Raw genomic sequence first — 17,769 nt, 5'->3', positions numbered from 1 at the left:
TTAATATCCGCCGGATCAGCGCGAGGCGAGAGCGATGCGGCGGGCGAAATGCGCCTGAATAGCACTGGCAATGCCGCGGCCAATGCGTTGCTGGCCGTCGCTGGAAAACAATTGGCGGGCATCGTCTTCATTGCTGAGATAACCGGTTTCCATCAGCACGGAGGGGACGTCCGGGGCCTTCAGCACGCGGAAATTCGCGAATTGGTGGAAGTCGGTGCGATATGGCACCGTCGATGCCGTTTCGCGGCGCAGGACCATCGCAAAGGCCGATGACATGTTCATCGTTTCACGCTGGGCAAGATCGATCAGGATCGACTGGACATCGCTTGATTGGCGGCCAAGGTCGACGCCGCTGATGACATCCGCCTTGTTTTCGGCTGCCGCGAGACGCGCGGCTTCTTTATCGGATGCCACATCGGACAGGGTGTAGATCGATGCGCCGCGTGCCTGTGGAGAGGCGGCGCTGTCGGCGTGGATCGAGATGAACAGATTGGCCTTCATCCGGCGCGCAATGTCGACGCGTTCCGGCAGCGGCAGGAATGTGTCGCTGTCACGGGTCAACGCGACCCGAACTTGGCCAGAGCGGACCAGCGCATCACGGACGGCGCGGGCGATGGCGAGGGTGGCGTTCTTTTCTTGACGCGAATCGAGCACCGAAATCGCGCCGGGATCATGGCCGCCATGGCCTGCGTCGATCACGACCAGCGGGAGCGAGAGATCGTTCGGGCCAAAGGTCTTGGGCAGCGCGGGCTTGCGATAGGGCGAGGTCTTGGGCAGCGGCACGTTGACGGCGTTGCGGTTGTTGCTGACGCTGGTCGCTGCGGCGCGAAACGCGAGCGGCGGCAGGAATGATGTGCGTCCCGCCTGTGCGGCGGAGGCGAAGCGGACCTGATCCACCGGCTTCAGATTGAGCGTCAGCGTGCGGCCATCCTTGCCATAATTGGCGGCACTGACGATGGCAGGACGGGCAAGGTCAAGCACGATGCGCGCGGTTTGGGCGTTGAACTGGCCCAGACGCGAGGCGGAGACGAGGCCGCCGCTTGAGCCTGAAGTGCCGGGCGTTGCGCCGTTAATGTCGATGGCGATGCGTTGCGGACCGACCAAGGCAAAGGTCGATGCTTTTTCGATCATGCCGTCAAAGGCAAGGGTGATCGCGTTTTCGGTGATCTGCATGTCGCGGATCGTCGCTGCCTCTACCGGTGCGCCAAAAGACAATGCAGGGAGCAGGGTCATCAGCAGCGACATCGTGCGACGGATGCCAGAAATTTGGCCAAAGGGCGAACGGAGTAACATCGGATACGGCGCACCATAATGGGGTTTCGTGTATACGCATTACTGTTACGCCGAGTTACTGTTCACCCTGATGAAGCAAAATGGTTAACAACCCGTTACCCATTTTCAAGGCGTTGTGCGTTAATTTCGTTTAATATGCTTTTTATCGGGGAGTTGCTGTCTGGTGCGGATGCTGCTAGCTAGTCATGTCGGCCCGATGATGGTGCCGATTATCCAGGTTGACGCCGCAATGCAGCATTTTTCTCTCCATTCAGTTCAGACGCGGGCTTTTAGCCGCGCCGAATGGAGCAGGTTTGTCCCGGCCCAGAGTGCCGGACATGCGCAAGCGGCAGAGGCAGTTATCGTCCACAATTATGTACTGGTGCAGCGCCGCAACGCGGCAGTCCTGCCCGGTAATCCCCTATATATGGCAGCTTGCCGGACGGCTTTGCCGCGCCGCAGCCGCCTCCGGAGAATTTTAAATGCCAATTCAAATGCTTATCGATGCCCGCCACCGGGAGGAAACCCGCGTGGCGGTCGTCAAAGGAAACCGGATTGAAGAGTTCGACTTCGAATCGGCGGAGCGCAAGCAGCTCAAAGGGAATATCTATCTCGCCAAGGTAACGCGCGTAGAGCCTTCGTTGCAGGCCGCGTTTGTCGATTATGGGGGGAACCGTCATGGTTTCCTCGCCTTTAGCGAAATCCATCCCGATTATTACCAGATTCCGAAGGAAGATCGCGAAGCCCTGCTGCGCGAAGAAGCCGAATATGCCGCCGAGGAAGATGCGCTGCGGGCAGAACATGGCGATCTGGAGCCGATTGACGGCCATCATGACGATGACGGCCATGATGACGATCGCCCGGAAGCACAGGCTGAATCGCAGAGCGCTGATCATGATAATGGCGAACAGGGCGAAGAAGATCGTCCGCCTGCTGCGATGCAGCTTGGCCGTGATGATGAAAGCCCCGCTGAAAATCTGCGTCAGCGTCGCATGTCGCTGCGTCGTCGCTACAAGATTCAGGACGTTATCCGCCGCCGTCAGGTGTTGCTGGTGCAGGTCGTCAAGGAAGAACGCGGCAATAAGGGCGCAGCGCTCACCACCTATTTGTCTTTGGCGGGCCGTTATTGCGTCCTGATGCCGAATACGTCGCATGGCGGTGGCATCAGCCGGAAGATTTCCTCTGCCGCCGATCGCAAGCGGTTGAAGGCCATCATGGCTGATTTGAACCTGCCGTCGACCATGGGCTGCATCGTCCGCACCGCCGGGTTGCAGCGCACCAAGACCGAGATCAAGCGCGACTTTGATTATCTTGCCCGCCTCTGGGATGAGATCCGCGATAATACGCTGAAATCACAGGCGCCGGCCTTGGTCTATGGCGATAATGACCTGATCAAGCGCGCCATTCGCGATATTTACAATCGCGACATCGACAGCGTGATCGTCGAGGGCGAGGAGGGCTATAAGGCCGCCCGCGCTTATATGAAATTGTTGATGCCGAGCCATGTGCGGCGCATCACCGGCTATGCCGATCCGGTGCCGTTGTTCCAGCGTTATGGCGTCGAAAACCAGCTTGCGGCGATGTATTCACCGACGGTGCAGTTGAAATCGGGTGGCTATCTCGTCATCAACCCGACCGAAGCCTTGGTGTCGATTGACATCAACTCCGGTCGTTCGACGCGCGAGCATAATATCGAGCAAACTGCGCTTTCGACCAATCTTGAAGCCGCCGATGAAATCGCCCGTCAGTTGCGCCTGCGCGACATGGCCGGGCTGGTCGTGATCGATTTTATCGACATGGAAAATCATTCGAGCGTCCGCAAGGTCGAAAAGGCGATGAAGGCCGCGCTCGCCAATGACCGCGCGCGCATTCAGGTGGGCCGTATTTCGTCCTTTGGTCTGATGGAAATGAGCCGTCAGCGTCTGCGCACCGGCGTGTTGGAAGCATCGACCAAGCCTTGCCCGCATTGCGAGGGTTCGGGCCTGATGCGGACGGCGTCGTCGTCCGGCCTGTCGGCCCTGCGCCTGTTGGAAGAAGAAGCCGCGCGTGGCCGTGGCAGCCAGTTGGTGCTGCGCGTCGGTCAGGAAGCGGGGATTTACATCCTCAACAAGAAGCGCGCCGAACTGGCGGAAATCGAAGTGACCTATGGCGTCACGATCGAAGTGCTGATTGAGGTGTCGCTTGAAGGCGCACGGATGGCGGTCGAGAGCTTTGGCCCGCCGCCCGCCCATGCCCCGTTGATCCATGCCATCGTCCCGATTGAGGATGATGACTTTGTGTACGACGAGGAAGAGGAAGAAGAAGAGGTCGAAGAGGCCGCTGCCGATGCGCGTTCGGAAGGACGCGGTGAAGGCCGTTCGGAAGCTCGGGGCGAAGAGGGCGAGGGTCGTAAGCGTCGCCGTCGCAATCGCCGTGGCCGTCGTGGACGTCGTGAAGATGGCGGTGTTGAAGACGAGAATGGCCAGGAAGCTGCGCGTGCCGAGGGCTTTGCCGATGAAGGCGAAGATGAGGAAGGCGAAGATCGCGCTGAAGGCCAATCTGCGGAAGAACGCGCTGGCGAAGAGCGTAGCGCGGAAGGTGGCGAAAACGGCACTCGTCGTCGTCGCAATCGTCGTGGTCGTCGCGGTAATCGCAATCGCGATCAGTCGGCAGTAGCGGCAGAAGTTTCCGCCGAAGCTGGCGAGACTGGCGCGGAAGTGGCGGAAGTGGCTGTGGCGGTTGAAGCTGCCGAACCTGTTGCAGAAGTCGAAGCTGCTGGCGAAGAAAAGCCGAAGGCGCGTCGTCGTCCTCGTGCGCGTAAGGCAGAAGCCGGGGCTGAGGCGGTTGCGGAAACTGCTGCTGCCAAGCCGGTAAAGGCACCGGCAAAGACCCGGGCCAAGGTTGCGCCAAAGGCGAAGGCTGAGGTGGCAGAAGTCGTTGTCGAAGCGACGACGCCAGCGGCTGAGCCGGTCGTGGTGGAAGCTGAAGCCGCGGCCAAGCCCGCCCGCAAGCCGCGTGCCCGCAAGCCAAAGGCAGAGGCGACGGTTGAAGCTGCGTCTGAAGCGGAAGCTGCGCCAGTGGCAGTTGATGCTGAAGTCGCCGCGAGCGATGAAAAGCCCAAGCGCAAGCGCGTGAGCCGCGCTAAGGCCAGCGCCACGGCGGTGCCTGCTGACACGACCGTATCGGCGGAACCTGCTGTAAGCGCGGATGATGCAGACGGGCAGGATAGCAATGAAAATCCGCGTAAAGGCTGGTGGCAGCGCACCTTTGGTGCGTAACACCAGCATGCGGTGAATTAAGGTAAGCGTTGGATGCGTAAAGATGACAGATGAAGCGAAAATCGTTCCTGTCATCTTGTCTGGCGGGTCGGGGACACGGTTATGGCCGGTTTCCCGACCCGACAAGCCCAAGCAGTTCTTGCCGCTGACATCGGCGGACAGCATGTTTCAACTGACATTGGGCCGGGTGGCGGGGCATATTGATTATGCGCCCCCGGTCATTGTCGCCAATGGCCAGCATGCGGCCTTGGTCGAGGCGCAACTAGCGGCCAAGGGCCATGCGCCCCAAGCGATCATCCTTGAACCCTGCGCGCGCAATACCGCCCCGGCGATTGCGTTGGCGGCTTTATCATGCGCCGCCGATGATGTGATGCTGATCATGCCCGCCGATCATGTGATTGCGGATGAGGGGGCTTTTCATGCGGCGGTCGCACAGGCTTTGCCTTTTGCTTCAGACGGGTGGATGATGACTTTCGGTATTGCGCCCAATGGCCCTGAAACCGGCTATGGCTATATTGAAATGGGCGATGCGCTTGGGCCGATAGCGCAAGACGGGGCGCGGCGCGTGTTGCGCTTTGTTGAAAAGCCGGATGTGGAGACGGCGGCGGGCTATCTCGCGACGGGGCGGTTTGCATGGAATGGCGGGATATTCCTGATCCGCGCCGATTGTTATCTGGCCGCGTTGCACGAGTTTGCGCCCGATATCCATCACGCGGTCGCTAAGGCGTGGCAGGCCCGCGATGTGGACGGCAAGATGACCCGCCCCGATTCTATGGCCTTTGCTGCGTCCCGATCGGATTCTATCGATTATGCGGTGATGGAGCGGGCCGAACGGATCGGCGTCGTGCCGGTGTCGATGGGCTGGTCGGATGTCGGCAGTTGGGATGCGCTCTATGACATTGGCGACAAGGATGCCTGCGGTAATGTCGCCTTGTCCGGTACGCAATTGGTCGATGCGCATGGAAATTTTGTCTGGGCGGATGGGCTGGAGGTCAGCCTGATGGGCGTGGACGACCTGATGGTGGTCGTCGGCGATGGCAAGTTGATGATTACGCGCCGGGGCGAGGGACAGCGCGTGAAGGCGCTGGCGGGGTAGCGCTTGCTAATGTGGCGGGTGATTTGGGCTTAGGGGCCGCTCCCGGCCTGACCGCCAGCAATTGCGACAGATTGGAACGGAAACGGGCAAGCTCTGCACCATTCAATTGCGACATCATCGTGTAGCTCACGGCATTCGGGTTGATCGCCTGACCGTTGCGGTAAAGTTCGTAATGGAGATGAGGCCCGGTCGATAGGCCCGTGGACCCGACATAGCCGATGACCTGCCCTTGTTGCACGCGCATGCCGGGACCGGCGGCGATCCGGCTCATATGGCTGTAGCTGGTGGCGAGGCCGCTATTATGGGCGATGCGCACTTGCAGGCCATAGCCGCCCGCTCGGCCCGCTGACTGCACTACGCCATCGGCGGCGGCGACAATCGGTGCGCCATAAGGCGCGCCAAAGTCTACGCCCCGATGGAAGCGATTATATCCCAGCAACGGATGGCGGCGCATGCCGAAGGTCGAGGTCATATGGCCGTTGACGGGCTGGCGCAGCATGCCGCGGCGCTGGCCGACGCCCGAGGCTTCGAACCATTGTACGCTGCCATTACTTTCCCAGCGGACCATCTGGACCTTGCGGCCCGCGCGTTGCAGTCCCGCGTATAGCAGTTCGCCGAATTCCGCCTCTCCCGTTTCGGCCTGCCTGTGCGAGATGATGAGATCGAAACGGTCGTCGGCATAGATGTCCGAGCCGACGGATACCTGCTGGCTGATCGCGCGGATATAGCTTTGCACCGCAGAGACGGGTGCGCCTGCCGCGCGGGCGGAGAGGTAGAGGCCGCTGCCGACCTGACCTTGGATGCGTAGCGGCGTATTATCGACCGCTATCGGGATCGGGCGGGCAATGAGTTGGCCGTTCACGCGTTCGATGGCCAGTTTCAGATCGAAACGCGCGCGCAGCAGCATGTAATCGAGCGGGCGCGGGCGGCCCGGCGCCATGCGGCGGCCCAGCGTGATATTGACCCTGGTGCCGGATCGAATGTCGGCAGGCGGGACATAGCGCGCAATCATCGCCGTCACTGCGCCCGCATCATTGGCGGCGACCCCTGCGCGTTGCAGCGACCGGCCAAAGCCATCGCCTTGGCCGATGGTGGCGGTGAGTTCCAATGTCGGACGTTCGGGCGCATCTGCCAGCATTTCCACCCGCTGGGTCGCGGCCATGCGGCGACCGGTATCGGCTCCGGTCGCCAGCGGCATAATCGCGAGCGAGCGGCTTTCTTCCCAATGGGCGCGGGGCATGGGCTGGATATCGTCGGCGGCGATGGTTGAAAGATCCGGGCCAAGGCTATAGGCGGTCAGGCACAAGGCAGTGCAGGTGGCCGCACCGCGCCACCAAATACGCGAGCCGATGTTGCTGCCGAGATCGACGACCAGATCAAGATCATGGAAAAAGGCGCGAATGTGTTGCCAATGATCGGCGCGAGACAATTTGACGATCACCGACAAGGGTCGAGCTTGACCATCGGGAGAGCCTTGTCCGGCATCAGACGCCAAAGATTGGAACAATGCGCGCGAACTCCCCCTATATTGCCAAGAGGCACTTGCAATCAGTCCCGGCACTTCAGCTTTGTAGCCTGATTTGGTTAAAGGTACATAAACCTATGCCGGTTTTTCGCCGTTTGCAGCTCCTATTTATCGCGGGGATGGGGATCGGACAATGAGGATAATACGCCGCGCAAAGTGCGGACTTCATTGCTGTTCCAGCCGGGCTTGGTCAGCACGGAGCGCAAGGTCCGCCTTGTAGTCGGTGCACGGTCGGGCGGATAGAAATAGCCTGCCGCGTCCAGCATTTCCTCCATCCGGTTGATCAGCCCTTCCAATTCCACCTGCGGCGCGGGCGGATCCAGCGGCAATTTGGGCGGGGAGGCAAGCGTTTCACCGCGCGACCATTCATAGGCGCACAAGATCACCGCCTGCGCCAGATTGATCGAACTGAAATTCGGGTTGACCGGCACCGTCAGGACAGTGCGGGCCAATGTCACATCCTCTGCGTCCAGACCGGAACGCTCCGGCCCGAACAAAATGGCGCTTTGCCCCGGTTCGGCCCGCATCGCCTTAGCGGCGTCTTCGGGTGTCATCACCGGCTTGACGATATCGCGGCGGCGCACGGTGGTGGCGAATACATGGGTGCAATCGGCGGTGGCTTCGGCGACAGTTGCGAAGACCTCGGCCTTTTCCAGTACGATGTCCGCGCCCGCCGCCGCAGGCCCGGCGGATGGATTTGGCCAGCCATCGCGGGGGCTGACCAGTCTCAGCCGGGTCAGCCCGAAATTGAGCATGGCGCGGGCGGCTTTGCCGATATTTTCGCCGAGTTGCGGGCGGACAAGGATGATGATGGGCGGGTTGGTCATGTGGTGCGTTGCAGCTTATGTTCGGATTGAGTTGAAAAGCGCCTACAACCCGCATTTCGGTACGGCAAGGGACTTCCCCTTGGGCGGGGGTGTGGCTATAGCCTGCGACGTCTTTTATTTCAGCACTTAGGAGGGCGGCAAGATGAGCGAAACCGACATCCGCGACGCCCAGATCCCAGAGCTTGATAATAATTTCGATGAAGACGATCGGTTGAAGCCGGAATTCGTGCGCGGGATTATCGACCTGCTGCACGATGACAAGACCGATCAGGTGCGTGAGCGCGTAGAACCGCTCCACCCCGCCGACATCGCAGATCTGTTCGAATTGGTCCCTGCCGAAATGCGGCATCCGCTGGCGGCGGCGCTTGCCGACCTGCTGGATGGCGATGTGCTGGCGGAGATGAACGATTATGTGCGCGAAGCACTGATCGATGCACTGGAACCCTATCAGGTTGCCGAAATCGCGACCCAACTCGATACCGACGATGCCGTCGCGATTATTGAGGACATGGAAGAGGGCGAGCAGCGCGCGGTGTTGCGCGCGCTGGCGCCGGACGATCGCGCGGCGATTGAAGAGGCGCTGAGCTTCCCGGAAGAATCCGCCGGTCGTTTGATGCAGCGCGAATTGATCGCGGTGCCGGAACATTGGACCGTCGGGCAGGTCATCGATTATCTGCGCGAACATCGCGAATTGACGACCGATTTCTGGGAAATCTTCGTCACCGATCCGGGCCATAAGCCGATCGGTAGTTGCAAGCTCAGCTGGATCATGCGCACCCCGCGTAACATTCTGGTATCGGATGTGATGCAGCGCGAACAGACGCTGATCCCGGTCGATATGGACCAGGAAGAGGTCGCGCTGCGGTTTCAGAAATACGCGCTGATTTCGGCGGCTGTTGTGGATAGCGATGGCCGTCTGGTCGGGATGATCACGGTCGATGACATCGTCCACATTATTCAAGAAGAGGCCAGTGAGGACATTCTCAAACTGTCCGGCGCGGGCGATGGCGATATTAACGAGCCGGTGTTGGACAGCTATCGCGGGCGCGTGCGCTGGCTGGTGGCGAATCTCGGTACGGCGTTGGTCGCGTCCACCATCATCGGTTTCTTTGAAGCGACGATCCAGCAGATGGTCGCGCTGGCGACATTGATGCCGATTGTGGCGGGTGTGGGCGGCAATGCCGGGACGCAGACCATGGCCGTGACTGTGCGCGCCATCGCCACCAATCAGTTGACCGAATCCAATACCTTGCGGACGATTATGCGCGAGATCCGGGTGGCGATTTTGAATGGCGCGACGATTGCGCTCATCATCGGCATTGGCGTCGCCTTGTTCTTCCGCAATCCGGAATTGGGCGGGGTGATCGCGGCAGCGATGATGACGAATATTCTGGTCGCGGGCATGGCCGGGGTTATCCTGCCGGTCGCTCTTGATCGTTATGGCGCGGACCCGGCGGTGGCATCGTCGGTGTTCGTGACGATGACCACGGATTCTATCGGCTTCCTTGCATTTTTGGGGTTGGCGACGGCGGCGGGCCTGTCGGGGTAATTAGTTTGCAGGGCTTTTCGGGCTAAGGCCTGTCCATCAAGCCAAAAGGGGATCGACGCGTTATGTGTGGTATTATCGGGATTCTCGGACGTGATGCGGTGTCGGATCGGCTGGTCGAAGGACTGCGACGGCTGGAATATCGCGGCTATGATTCCGCCGGGGTCTGCACCGTGCATGATGGCCTGCTCGACCGCCGCCGCGCCGAGGGCAAGCTCGATAATCTCGCGAAGAAGCTGCTGGCCGATCCCTTGCCGGGGGCCATCGGTATTGCGCATACCCGCTGGGCGACCCATGGCGCGCCGACCGAGGACAATGCCCATCCCCATGCGACCGAACAGGTGGCACTCGTTCACAATGGCATTATCGAAAATTTCAAGCCATTGCGCGAGGCGCTGCAAGCCCGTGGTCGCGTGTTCACCAGCCAGACGGACACCGAAGTCGTCGCCCATCTCGTGTCCGAAAAGGTCGAGGCCGGGGTCGATCCGGTGGAGGCGGTGCGGACCAGCCTGAAGGAAATTCACGGCGCATTCGCGCTGGCGATCCTGTTTCGCGAGCATCCGGATTTGTTGATCGGGGCGCGGCTCGGTTCGCCTTTGGTCGTTGGTTATGGTGAGAATGAGACCTATTTGGGGTCGGATGCGCTGGCGCTGGCACCTTTGACCCAGAAGATCGCCTATCTTGATGAAGGCGATTGGGTCGTCATTACCCGCGACAAGGTGCAGATTTTCGACAAGGATGATCAGCCGGTCGAACGTCCGGTGACGTTGAGCGGCGTGACCGGCGCGTTGATCGACAAGGGCAATTATCGCCACTTCATGTTGAAGGAAATCTTTGAACAGCCGGTGGTGGTGGCGCAGACGTTGCAAAGCTATTTGCGCCCATTGGAAGAACAGGTCGCGCTGCCGGATCGGGATTTCGATTTTTCCAAAATTTCGCGGGTGACCATCGTCGCCTGCGGCACGAGCTTTTATGCCGGGATGGTCGCCAAATATTGGTTTGAGCAATTCGCCCGCATGCCTGTCGATATCGATGTGGCGAGCGAGTTTCGCTATCGCGCGCCTGTGCTTGATCCGGGCGGCCTGGCGCTGTTCATCTCGCAATCGGGGGAAACCGCCGATACGCTGGCGGCGCTGCGCCATGCGCGGGCCGAGGGGCAGACCATCGCGGTGGTCGTGAATGTGCCGACCAGTTCAATGGCGCGCGAGGCGGATTTGCTGTTGCCGACCTATGCCGGACCGGAAATTGGCGTGGCATCGACCAAAGCCTTTACCTGCCAATTGGCGGTGCTGGCGGCGCTGGCTGCGAATTTGGCGCGGGCCAAGGGGCGGTTGTCGCCGGATGCGGAGCGCGAGATCGTCAAGCATCTGGCCGAAGCCCCGGCGGCAATGAATGCCGCGTTGAGCCATGACAGCGAGATCGAGGCGCTGGCCCCATTGATCGCGCCTGCGCGGGATGTGCTGTATCTGGGCCGGGGGCCGGATTATCCGATGGCACTGGAGGGTGCGCTCAAGCTCAAGGAAATCAGCTATATTCACGCCGAGGGCTATGCCGCGGGCGAGATGAAGCATGGGCCGATTGCGCTGATTGACGATAATGTCCCGGTGATCGTTATCGCACCATCCGGGCCATTGTTCGAAAAGACCGTGAGCAATATGCAAGAGGTGCAGGCGCGCGGCGGCAAGGTGGTGCTGATTTCCGATGCGGAAGGGATCGCGCTTGCCGGAGAGGGCTGCATGGCGACGATTGAGATGCCCAAGGTCCATCCGCTGATTGCGCCATTGGTCTATGCGGTGCCGGTGCAGTTGCTGGCCTATCATGTCGCGGTCGTGAAGGGGACGGATGTCGATCAGCCGCGCAATCTCGCCAAGAGCGTGACGGTGGAATAATTCGCCCCATAGTGATGATATAAAGAATTCTTTATATTGAGGTTGCCAAATTGCCCCGCTGGCTTTAGGGGCGTTGGCCATGAACGCTAAGGCAGATTGCGCCTTGCGGTGTTGATGCTGCTTTATTTCAGGAGATTCTCGTGTCCCATGATTATGTGATTGCCGATATCGGTTTGGCGAATTTTGGCCGCGCGGAAATCGCGATTGCCGAAACGGAAATGCCGGGCCTGATGGCGCTGCGTGCGGAATATGGCGCATCCAAGCCGCTGAAGGGCGCGCGCATCACCGGTTCGCTGCACATGACGATCCAGACGGCTGTGTTGATTGAAACGCTCGTCGCGCTAGGTGCGGATGTGCGTTGGGCGACCTGCAATATTTTCTCGACCCAGGATCATGCGGCGGCGGCGATTGCTGCAAGCGGCGTGCCGGTGTTCGCGGTGAAGGGCGAAACCCTCGCTGATTATTGGGATTATGTGGGCCGCATCTTCGATTGGGGCAATGACCAGACCTGCAACATGATCCTCGACGATGGCGGCGATGCCACCATGTTCGCACTTTGGGGCGCGCGTCTGGAAGCAGGCGATACGCTGGGCGAGCCGGGCAATGAAGAAGAAGTCGAATTCCAGCGCGCGCTCAAGGCATTTTTGAAGGACAAGCCGGGCTATCTCTCGCGCACCGTCAACGCGATCAAGGGCGTTTCGGAAGAAACGACGACCGGCGTGCATCGCCTGTATCAGATTGCCAAGGACGGCAAGCTGCCGTTCCCGGCGATCAACGTCAATGACTCGGTCACCAAGTCGAAGTTCGACAATCTTTATGGCTGCAAGGAATCGCTCGTCGATGCGATCCGTCGCGCGACCGATGTGATGCTGGCCGGTAAGGTCGCTTGCGTTGCCGGTTTCGGCGATGTCGGCAAGGGTTCGGCGGCGTCGCTGCGTCAGGGCGGCGCACGCGTGATGGTGACCGAAGTCGATCCGATCTGCGCGTTGCAGGCGGCGATGGAAGGCTATGAAGTCGTGACGATGGAAGAAGCCGTCACCCGTTCGGACATCTTCGTCACCGCGACCGGCAATGAAGACGTCATCACCGCCGATCATATGAAGGCGATGAAGCCGATGTCGATCGTCTGCAACATCGGTCACTTCGATAGCGAAATCCAGATTGCGGCTTTGTCCAATTACAAATGGACCGAAGTGAAGCCGGGTACGGACCTTGTCGAATTCCCGGATGGCAAGCAGATCATCATCCTCGCCAAGGGGCGTCTGGTGAACCTTGGTTGCGCCACCGGCCACCCGTCGTTCGTGATGTCGTCGAGCTTCACCAATCAGGTGCTGGCGCAGATCGAATTGTTCACCAAGGCGGCGCAGTACAAGAATGAAGTCTATGTCCTGCCGAAGCATCTCGATGAAAAGGTCGCGGCGCTTCACCTTGATAAGCTGGGCGTGAAGTTGACGACGCTGACGCCAAAGCAGGCCGCCTATATCGGCGTGTCGAGCGAAGGCCCGTTCAAGCCGGATCATTATCGTTATTGATATATTTTGTCGGCTTTTACCGGGCTGATGAGATAGATAGTCGAGTTCAAAAGGGGTGGCAGCGATGCCGCCCCTTTTTTATGTTCATCCCCGCTTCATCCAAGAGGGCCTTTATGCGTATCAGGGACAAAGTTGCACTTACAGGAGGGCGAAGATGAAGAACTTACAGAAGCTTGGAACTGCCGCAGTAATCATGAGCTTGCTGGCGAGTGCCGCCTGCACGACCAACCCGGAGACCGGGAACAAGCGCATCTCCAAGGCGGGGATCGGCGCGATTGGCGGTGCGCTTGGCGGTTATCTGCTTGGCGATGTTGTCGGCGGCAAGCATGACCGGACCGAAAAGATTGTGGGCGCGGGCATTGGCGCGCTCGCGGGCGCGGCTATCGGCAATTATATGGATCAGCAGGAAAAGAAGCTGCGCGAAGAGACTGCAGGCACCGGGGTCGATGTGGTGCGTGAGGGCGATGACATCAAGCTTGTCATGCCATCGGGCATTACCTTTGACACCAACAGCTATGCGATCAACCCGGCGTTCAACGTGACGCTCGACAAGGTGGCGCAGACCTTGGTCCAATATGAAAAGACCTTTGTCGATGTGTACGGCCATACCGATTCCACCGGCAATGATGCGATCAACATTCCCTTGTCGAAGAATCGCGCCCAGTCGGTCAGCAATTATCTGACGCTGCGTGGCGTGAATTCGGCGCGCATCGGGGTGCAGGGCTTTGGCTCGTCCCAACCGGTGGCGAGCAACGACACCGAGATCGGACGTCAGGCAAATCGCCGCGTCGAGATCAAGCTGGTGCCGATCCGCGAAGGCAATTGATCGGGTAACAACCGGTTAAAGCTGATTTTCAGGAAAAGAGGCGGTGCGCGCGTGCCGCCTCTTTTTTTGTGCGCAGATCATGTCCACGCTTCCGCTTTCACTGGCGAGTGGATAGGAGTGGCGCAATGACTTTTCATGCAGATACCATAGGACCGCTCATCACCCGATGATCACGATTTATCCGACCGCTGCTTTTTTGATCGCCATGGCCATGATGCTGTGGATGATGCTGGCGGCGTGGTTGACGATCCGGGCCGGACGCGTGCTGCATCAACAGGCGCATTTACTGGGCGAACATGATCGCGTGGCGCAATTGCTTGATGCAAGCCCCGTGGCACTGCTGGTGCTGAAACCCAATGGCGAATTGACGGGGGGGCATCGTTTTGTCCAATGGCTTGGGCTGGAACGCGCACCTACGACCCTGTCTGAATGCCAGCGCGGCACCTTGGGCCTGACGGATGAATCACTTGCCCAGTTGATGAGCGAGACTGCCGCCGCCGCGCGCAGCGGCAAGCGTTTTTCGCTGCCCTTATATGTGCAGGGCGGGGAGCGTGTGTTGCGGGTCGAGGCCGGGCCAGCACCATTTGCGCAGGGCGGGGCGGGGACGTTGATATTGTGGTGTTTCGATGAAACGACACAGGCTTTGGAACGCCATTGGCTGGAAAAGGAATCGAACGAGCGGGCAGACGCGCTGGAGGCGCTGTCGAGCCTGATCGAGGCCGCGCCATTCCCGATCTGGCATCGCAATCAGGCGTTGAAGCTGACCTTGGTCAATACCGCTTATGTCCGCGCGGTGGAGGCGCGGGATGCCGCCGATGTGATTTCCCGCGATGTGGAACTGGTCGATAAAGCGAGCCGCACCGATCCGCTGGCGATTGCGCGCGAGGCGCAGGAAATGAACGTCGTGCGTTATCAACCGGCGGTCGCGACCATCGGCGGCCAGCGCCGTTCGTTGAAGATCGCGCATGTGCCATTGGGACCAGCCGGGGTGGCGGCCTTTGCGCTGGATGTCACCGATGTCGAAATGGCGCGGGCGGATTTATCGCGCTTTGCGGGCGCACAGCGGGCGATGCTCGATCGATTGTCGGCGGGCGTGGCGCAATTCGGGCCGGATCAGGCCTTGCGCTTTACCAATCAGCCGATGCAGCGGATTTTCAACCTGCGTCCCGATTGGCTGGCCGAACATCCCGCCTTTGATCGCGTGTTGGAAAAGATGCGCGAGACCGACCGTTTGCCGCAGGTGCGCGATTTTCCGGCGTGGAAGGCGGAACGGCGCGACTGGTTCCAGATTGCGGGTTCGGCCAATGAAGAGGGCTGGCTGCTGCCGGATGGCACCCATTTGCGCGTTGTGGCCCAGCCCTTGCCTGATGGCGGTTTGCTGCTGATTTTTGAAGACCGGACCGAGCATGCCCAATTGGCGAGCGCGCGCGATACCTTGTTGCAGGTGCGGACGGCGACATTTGATAATTTGTTCGAATCCGTCGGCGTGTTTGCGGCGGATGGGCGGTTGCATCTGTGGAACAATCGCTTCCGCGAGGCATGGGGGATGGAGGAGGAAGAACTCGCCGATCATCCGCGCATCGATCATCTCGCCCGCCGGATCGCGCCGCATCTTGCCGACCCGGAACGCGCGAGCGATGTGCGCGAATTGATCCGCAGTGCGATTTCGGATCGGCGACATAAGAGCGGGCGGATTGCGATGGCGGATGGCCGTCATTTCGAATGCGCCGCCGTGCCGTTGCCCGATGGCAATGCGCTGTTTACCTTGCTCGATGTGACGGCCAGCCGCGCCGCCGAACAGACATTGATGGAGCGCACCGCGACATTGGAAGAGGCGGACCGGATCAAGACCGCCTTTATGTCCAATATCAGCTATGAATTGCGGACCCCGCTCACCAGCATCAGCGGTTTCTCGGAAATGCTGGCGAGCGGCCTTGCGGGCGATCTCCCGCCTGCGGCCCATGATTATGCGCTGGCGATTACCGAGGCGGCGGCCAAGCTTGGCGCATTGATCGATGATGTGCTGGACCTTACCCAAGGCGATGCGGGCAATCTGCCCTTGTCGATGGAAGAGGTGAATATTCCCGGCCTTGTCGGGCAGTTGGTCGGCCAGCATCGCACGGAAGCGGCGGAGCGCGGACAGGATTTCGTTATCGAGATTCTGCCGGGGAGCGGATCGGTGCGCGGTGATCGGCGGCGGATCAGGCAATGCGTCGATCATCTGTTGCGTAATGCGATCCAATATACCCAAGCACATGGCCGCATCCTGCTGCATGTCGATGGCGATGCGGCACAGGCGCGGATTGTGGTGTCTGACAATGGCCCCGGTATTGCGCTCGAAGAGCATGAACATGTGTTCGACCGCTTTTATCGCGCGCGTAATGCCCTACATGGCGGCGGCACGGCGGCGGGGCTTGGATTGCCCTTGGTCAAGCATTTCGTCGAGGCGCATGGCGGGCATCTGGAACTGCTGTCGGAAGTGGGCGAGGGGACATGTGTCACCATTACCCTGCCGCGTGGATCGAGCATATGAGCGTGGCACAGACTGTCCGATTGGCGGGGCCGGAGGCGATGATGGCCTTTGGTGCGCGCATTGGCCGAGTGTTAAAACCCGATGATGCGATTGCTTTTTATGGTGATTTGGGCGCGGGCAAGACGACGCTGGTGCGCGGGATATTGCAGGGACTTGGTTGGGACGGCGATGTCGCCAGCCCGACCTTTCCGATCATGCTCGGCTATGACATGCCGGATGTCCGCCTGCCGGTCTGGCATGTCGATCTCTATCGGATCGAAGATCGCGATGAGCTGGAGGAATTGGGCCTTGATGAACTGCGCTTTGGATCGGTGATGCTGATCGAATGGCCGGAACGGATGGGCGATTGGCTGTGGCGCGATGCGCTCTGCCTCAGGATTGAAAATGAGGGGCCGGATGCGCGTGTCTTGACAGCGACCTGCCCGCCCGCTTGGGAAGGACGATGGCCAGCATGATGATACCGCCCGATACAGCCCCGCAATTTCTTGCCTCATTAGGCTGGGGAGGGGCGGAGATCCGCCCGCTTGCCGGGGATGCGTCGTTCCGCCGCTATTTCCGGGTGCATCTGGGCGAAAGGGTGGCGGTGTTGATGGATGCCCCGCCGCCGCATGAAGACCCGCGCCCGTTTATCGCGATTGCGAATGTGTTGCGGGAACGCGGTTTTTCCGCGCCGGAAATTCTGGGCGTCGATCTTGATCATGGTTTGGTCCTGCTGGAGGATTTCGGTGATCGGCTGGTGCGCCCGGTGATCGATCAAACACCAACGAGCGAAACCGGGATTTATGAGGTCGCCTGTGATCTGCTGGGGGCATTGGCGGCAGCGCCAGCGCCCAAAGATGTCGCGCCTTATGATGATGCGGTGATGTTGCGCGAGGTTAATCTGTTTCCCGAATATTATGCGCCTGCCACCGGGCTTGCGGTTGATGCGGCCGCGTTTGAGGCGGCGTGGCGGACGTGCTGGGCCGAGGTGGAGGCCGTGGCGTTGGCGGAGCGGACCTTGGTGCTGCGGGATTATCATGCGGAAAATATGATCCTGCTCGATCGGCCCGGCTTGCGGCAATTGGGCCTGCTCGATTTTCAGGACGCGCTCGCGGGCCATCGGGCTTATGATCTGGTGTCCTTGTTGAAAGATGCGCGGCGCGATGTATTGCCTGCGTTGGAAGAGGCGATGCTTGCGCGGTATATCGCCGCCAATAACATCGCGGATGAGGCGGCGTTTCGCGCCCATTATGCCGTGTTGGGCGCGCAACGGAATACCAAGATTCTCGGCATTTTTACCCGGTTGTGGAAGCGCGATGGCAAGCCGCATTATCTGAGCTTCCAGCCGCGCGTCTGGGCCTATCTCGAACGCGACCTTGCCCATCCGGCGCTTGCGCCAGTGAAGGCGTGGTTCGATCTCTATGTGCCGGAGGCGGCGCGTGCGGCCTATTGGCAGGAGCATGTCGCGGCATGACACAGGCGGTCGT

General features: G+C 60.2%; 12 protein-coding genes. 9 read left to right on the top strand and 3 right to left on the bottom strand.

The window, feature by feature from the left end:
* Nucleotides 1-15: 15 nt before the first annotated feature.
* On the bottom strand, nt 16-1,245 hold the full coding sequence (locus K6117_RS02215; RefSeq protein WP_221792123.1) for an N-acetylmuramoyl-L-alanine amidase: 1,230 nt from the start codon (nt 1,243-1,245) through the stop codon (nt 16-18).
* A 509-nt stretch (nt 1,246-1,754) separates the two neighbouring features.
* On the opposite strand from K6117_RS02215, the gene K6117_RS02210 reads away from it, so the two are divergent.
* The gene (locus K6117_RS02210; RefSeq protein WP_246604763.1) at nt 1,755-4,529 is read left to right on the top strand and encodes an Rne/Rng family ribonuclease; all 2,775 of its coding nucleotides are present in this window, start codon (nt 1,755-1,757) and stop codon (nt 4,527-4,529) included.
* A 43-nt stretch (nt 4,530-4,572) separates the two neighbouring features.
* Complete coding sequence (locus tag K6117_RS02205; RefSeq protein ID WP_221792122.1) at nt 4,573-5,625, top strand: mannose-1-phosphate guanylyltransferase/mannose-6-phosphate isomerase; 1,053 nt, start codon at nt 4,573-4,575, stop codon at nt 5,623-5,625.
* Here K6117_RS02205 and K6117_RS02200 read toward each other — a convergent pair.
* On the bottom strand, nt 5,579-7,132 hold the full coding sequence (locus K6117_RS02200; RefSeq protein WP_221792121.1) for a M23 family metallopeptidase: 1,554 nt from the start codon (nt 7,130-7,132) through the stop codon (nt 5,579-5,581). The genes K6117_RS02205 and K6117_RS02200 overlap by 47 nt on opposite strands.
* A 122-nt stretch (nt 7,133-7,254) precedes the next feature.
* Nucleotides 7,255-7,977, bottom strand: coding sequence for an RNA methyltransferase (locus K6117_RS02195; protein ID WP_221792120.1), 723 nt, complete (start codon nt 7,975-7,977; stop codon nt 7,255-7,257).
* Between the two features lie 142 nt (nt 7,978-8,119).
* On the opposite strand from K6117_RS02195, the gene mgtE reads away from it, so the two are divergent.
* The 7 genes from mgtE to K6117_RS02160 all read left to right on the top strand — a co-directional run bounded on the left by mgtE (nt 8,120) and on the right by K6117_RS02160 (nt 17,756).
* Nucleotides 8,120-9,526 carry a magnesium transporter gene (gene mgtE / locus K6117_RS02190; RefSeq protein WP_221792119.1) on the top strand — a complete coding sequence of 469 codons (1,407 nt, stop codon included), beginning with the start codon at nt 8,120-8,122 and terminating at the stop codon, nt 9,524-9,526.
* Between the two features lie 62 nt (nt 9,527-9,588).
* Nucleotides 9,589-11,412 (top strand): glutamine--fructose-6-phosphate transaminase (isomerizing), encoded by a 1,824-nt coding sequence (gene glmS / locus K6117_RS02185; protein ID WP_221792118.1) that lies wholly within the window; start codon nt 9,589-9,591, stop codon nt 11,410-11,412.
* Nucleotides 11,413-11,546: 134 nt separating this feature from the next.
* Nucleotides 11,547-12,944, top strand: a complete 1,398-nt coding sequence (gene ahcY / locus K6117_RS02180; RefSeq protein WP_221792830.1) for an adenosylhomocysteinase — start codon at nt 11,547-11,549, stop codon at nt 12,942-12,944.
* A 154-nt stretch (nt 12,945-13,098) separates the two neighbouring features.
* Nucleotides 13,099-13,770 carry a YiaD family glycine zipper/OmpA-like lipoprotein gene (locus K6117_RS02175; protein WP_221792117.1) on the top strand — a complete coding sequence of 224 codons (672 nt, stop codon included), beginning with the start codon at nt 13,099-13,101 and terminating at the stop codon, nt 13,768-13,770.
* A gap of 166 nt (nt 13,771-13,936) precedes the next feature.
* Entirely contained in the window at nt 13,937-16,303 is a 2,367-nt protein-coding gene (locus K6117_RS02170; RefSeq protein ID WP_246604762.1) for an ATP-binding protein, read from the top strand.
* Nucleotides 16,300-16,758: a tRNA (adenosine(37)-N6)-threonylcarbamoyltransferase complex ATPase subunit type 1 TsaE gene (tsaE, locus tag K6117_RS02165; RefSeq protein WP_221792116.1), complete on the top strand. Its 459-nt coding sequence runs from the start codon at nt 16,300-16,302 to the stop codon at nt 16,756-16,758. The genes K6117_RS02170 and tsaE overlap by 4 nt, the downstream gene beginning before the upstream one ends.
* Nucleotides 16,758-17,756, top strand: a complete 999-nt coding sequence (locus K6117_RS02160; RefSeq protein ID WP_221792828.1) for an aminoglycoside phosphotransferase family protein — start codon at nt 16,758-16,760, stop codon at nt 17,754-17,756. The genes tsaE and K6117_RS02160 overlap by 1 nt, the downstream gene beginning before the upstream one ends.
* Nucleotides 17,757-17,769 lie beyond the last annotated feature (13 nt).

The sequence above is a fragment of the Alteraquisediminimonas sediminicola genome, assembly GCF_019740335.1.
Classification (GTDB): Bacteria; Pseudomonadota; Alphaproteobacteria; order Sphingomonadales; family Sphingomonadaceae; genus Alteraquisediminimonas; species Alteraquisediminimonas sediminicola.
The sequence above is the reverse complement of the archived record's forward strand: the minus strand, read 5'-3'. Positions and strand labels throughout refer to the sequence as shown.

Bases quoted from the DNA above. Each gene is read 5' to 3' on its own strand.
- K6117_RS02210 (WP_246604763.1), top strand. From the start codon at position 1,755: ATGCCAATTCAAATGCTTATCGATGCCCGCCACCGGGAGGAAACCCGC.
- K6117_RS02160 (WP_221792828.1), top strand. From the start codon at position 16,758: ATGATACCGCCCGATACAGCCCCGCAATTTCTTGCCTCATTAGGCTGG.
- mgtE (WP_221792119.1), top strand. From the start codon at position 8,120: ATGAGCGAAACCGACATCCGCGACGCCCAGATCCCAGAGCTTGATAAT.
- K6117_RS02205 (WP_221792122.1), top strand. From the start codon at position 4,573: ATGACAGATGAAGCGAAAATCGTTCCTGTCATCTTGTCTGGCGGGTCG.
- K6117_RS02175 (WP_221792117.1), top strand. From the start codon at position 13,099: ATGAAGAACTTACAGAAGCTTGGAACTGCCGCAGTAATCATGAGCTTG.
- glmS (WP_221792118.1), top strand. From the start codon at position 9,589: ATGTGTGGTATTATCGGGATTCTCGGACGTGATGCGGTGTCGGATCGG.
- tsaE (WP_221792116.1), top strand. From the start codon at position 16,300: ATGAGCGTGGCACAGACTGTCCGATTGGCGGGGCCGGAGGCGATGATG.
- K6117_RS02195 (WP_221792120.1), bottom strand. From the start codon at position 7,977: ATGACCAACCCGCCCATCATCATCCTTGTCCGCCCGCAACTCGGCGAA.
- K6117_RS02170 (WP_246604762.1), top strand. From the start codon at position 13,937: ATGATCACGATTTATCCGACCGCTGCTTTTTTGATCGCCATGGCCATG.
- K6117_RS02215 (WP_221792123.1), bottom strand. From the start codon at position 1,245: ATGTCGCTGCTGATGACCCTGCTCCCTGCATTGTCTTTTGGCGCACCG.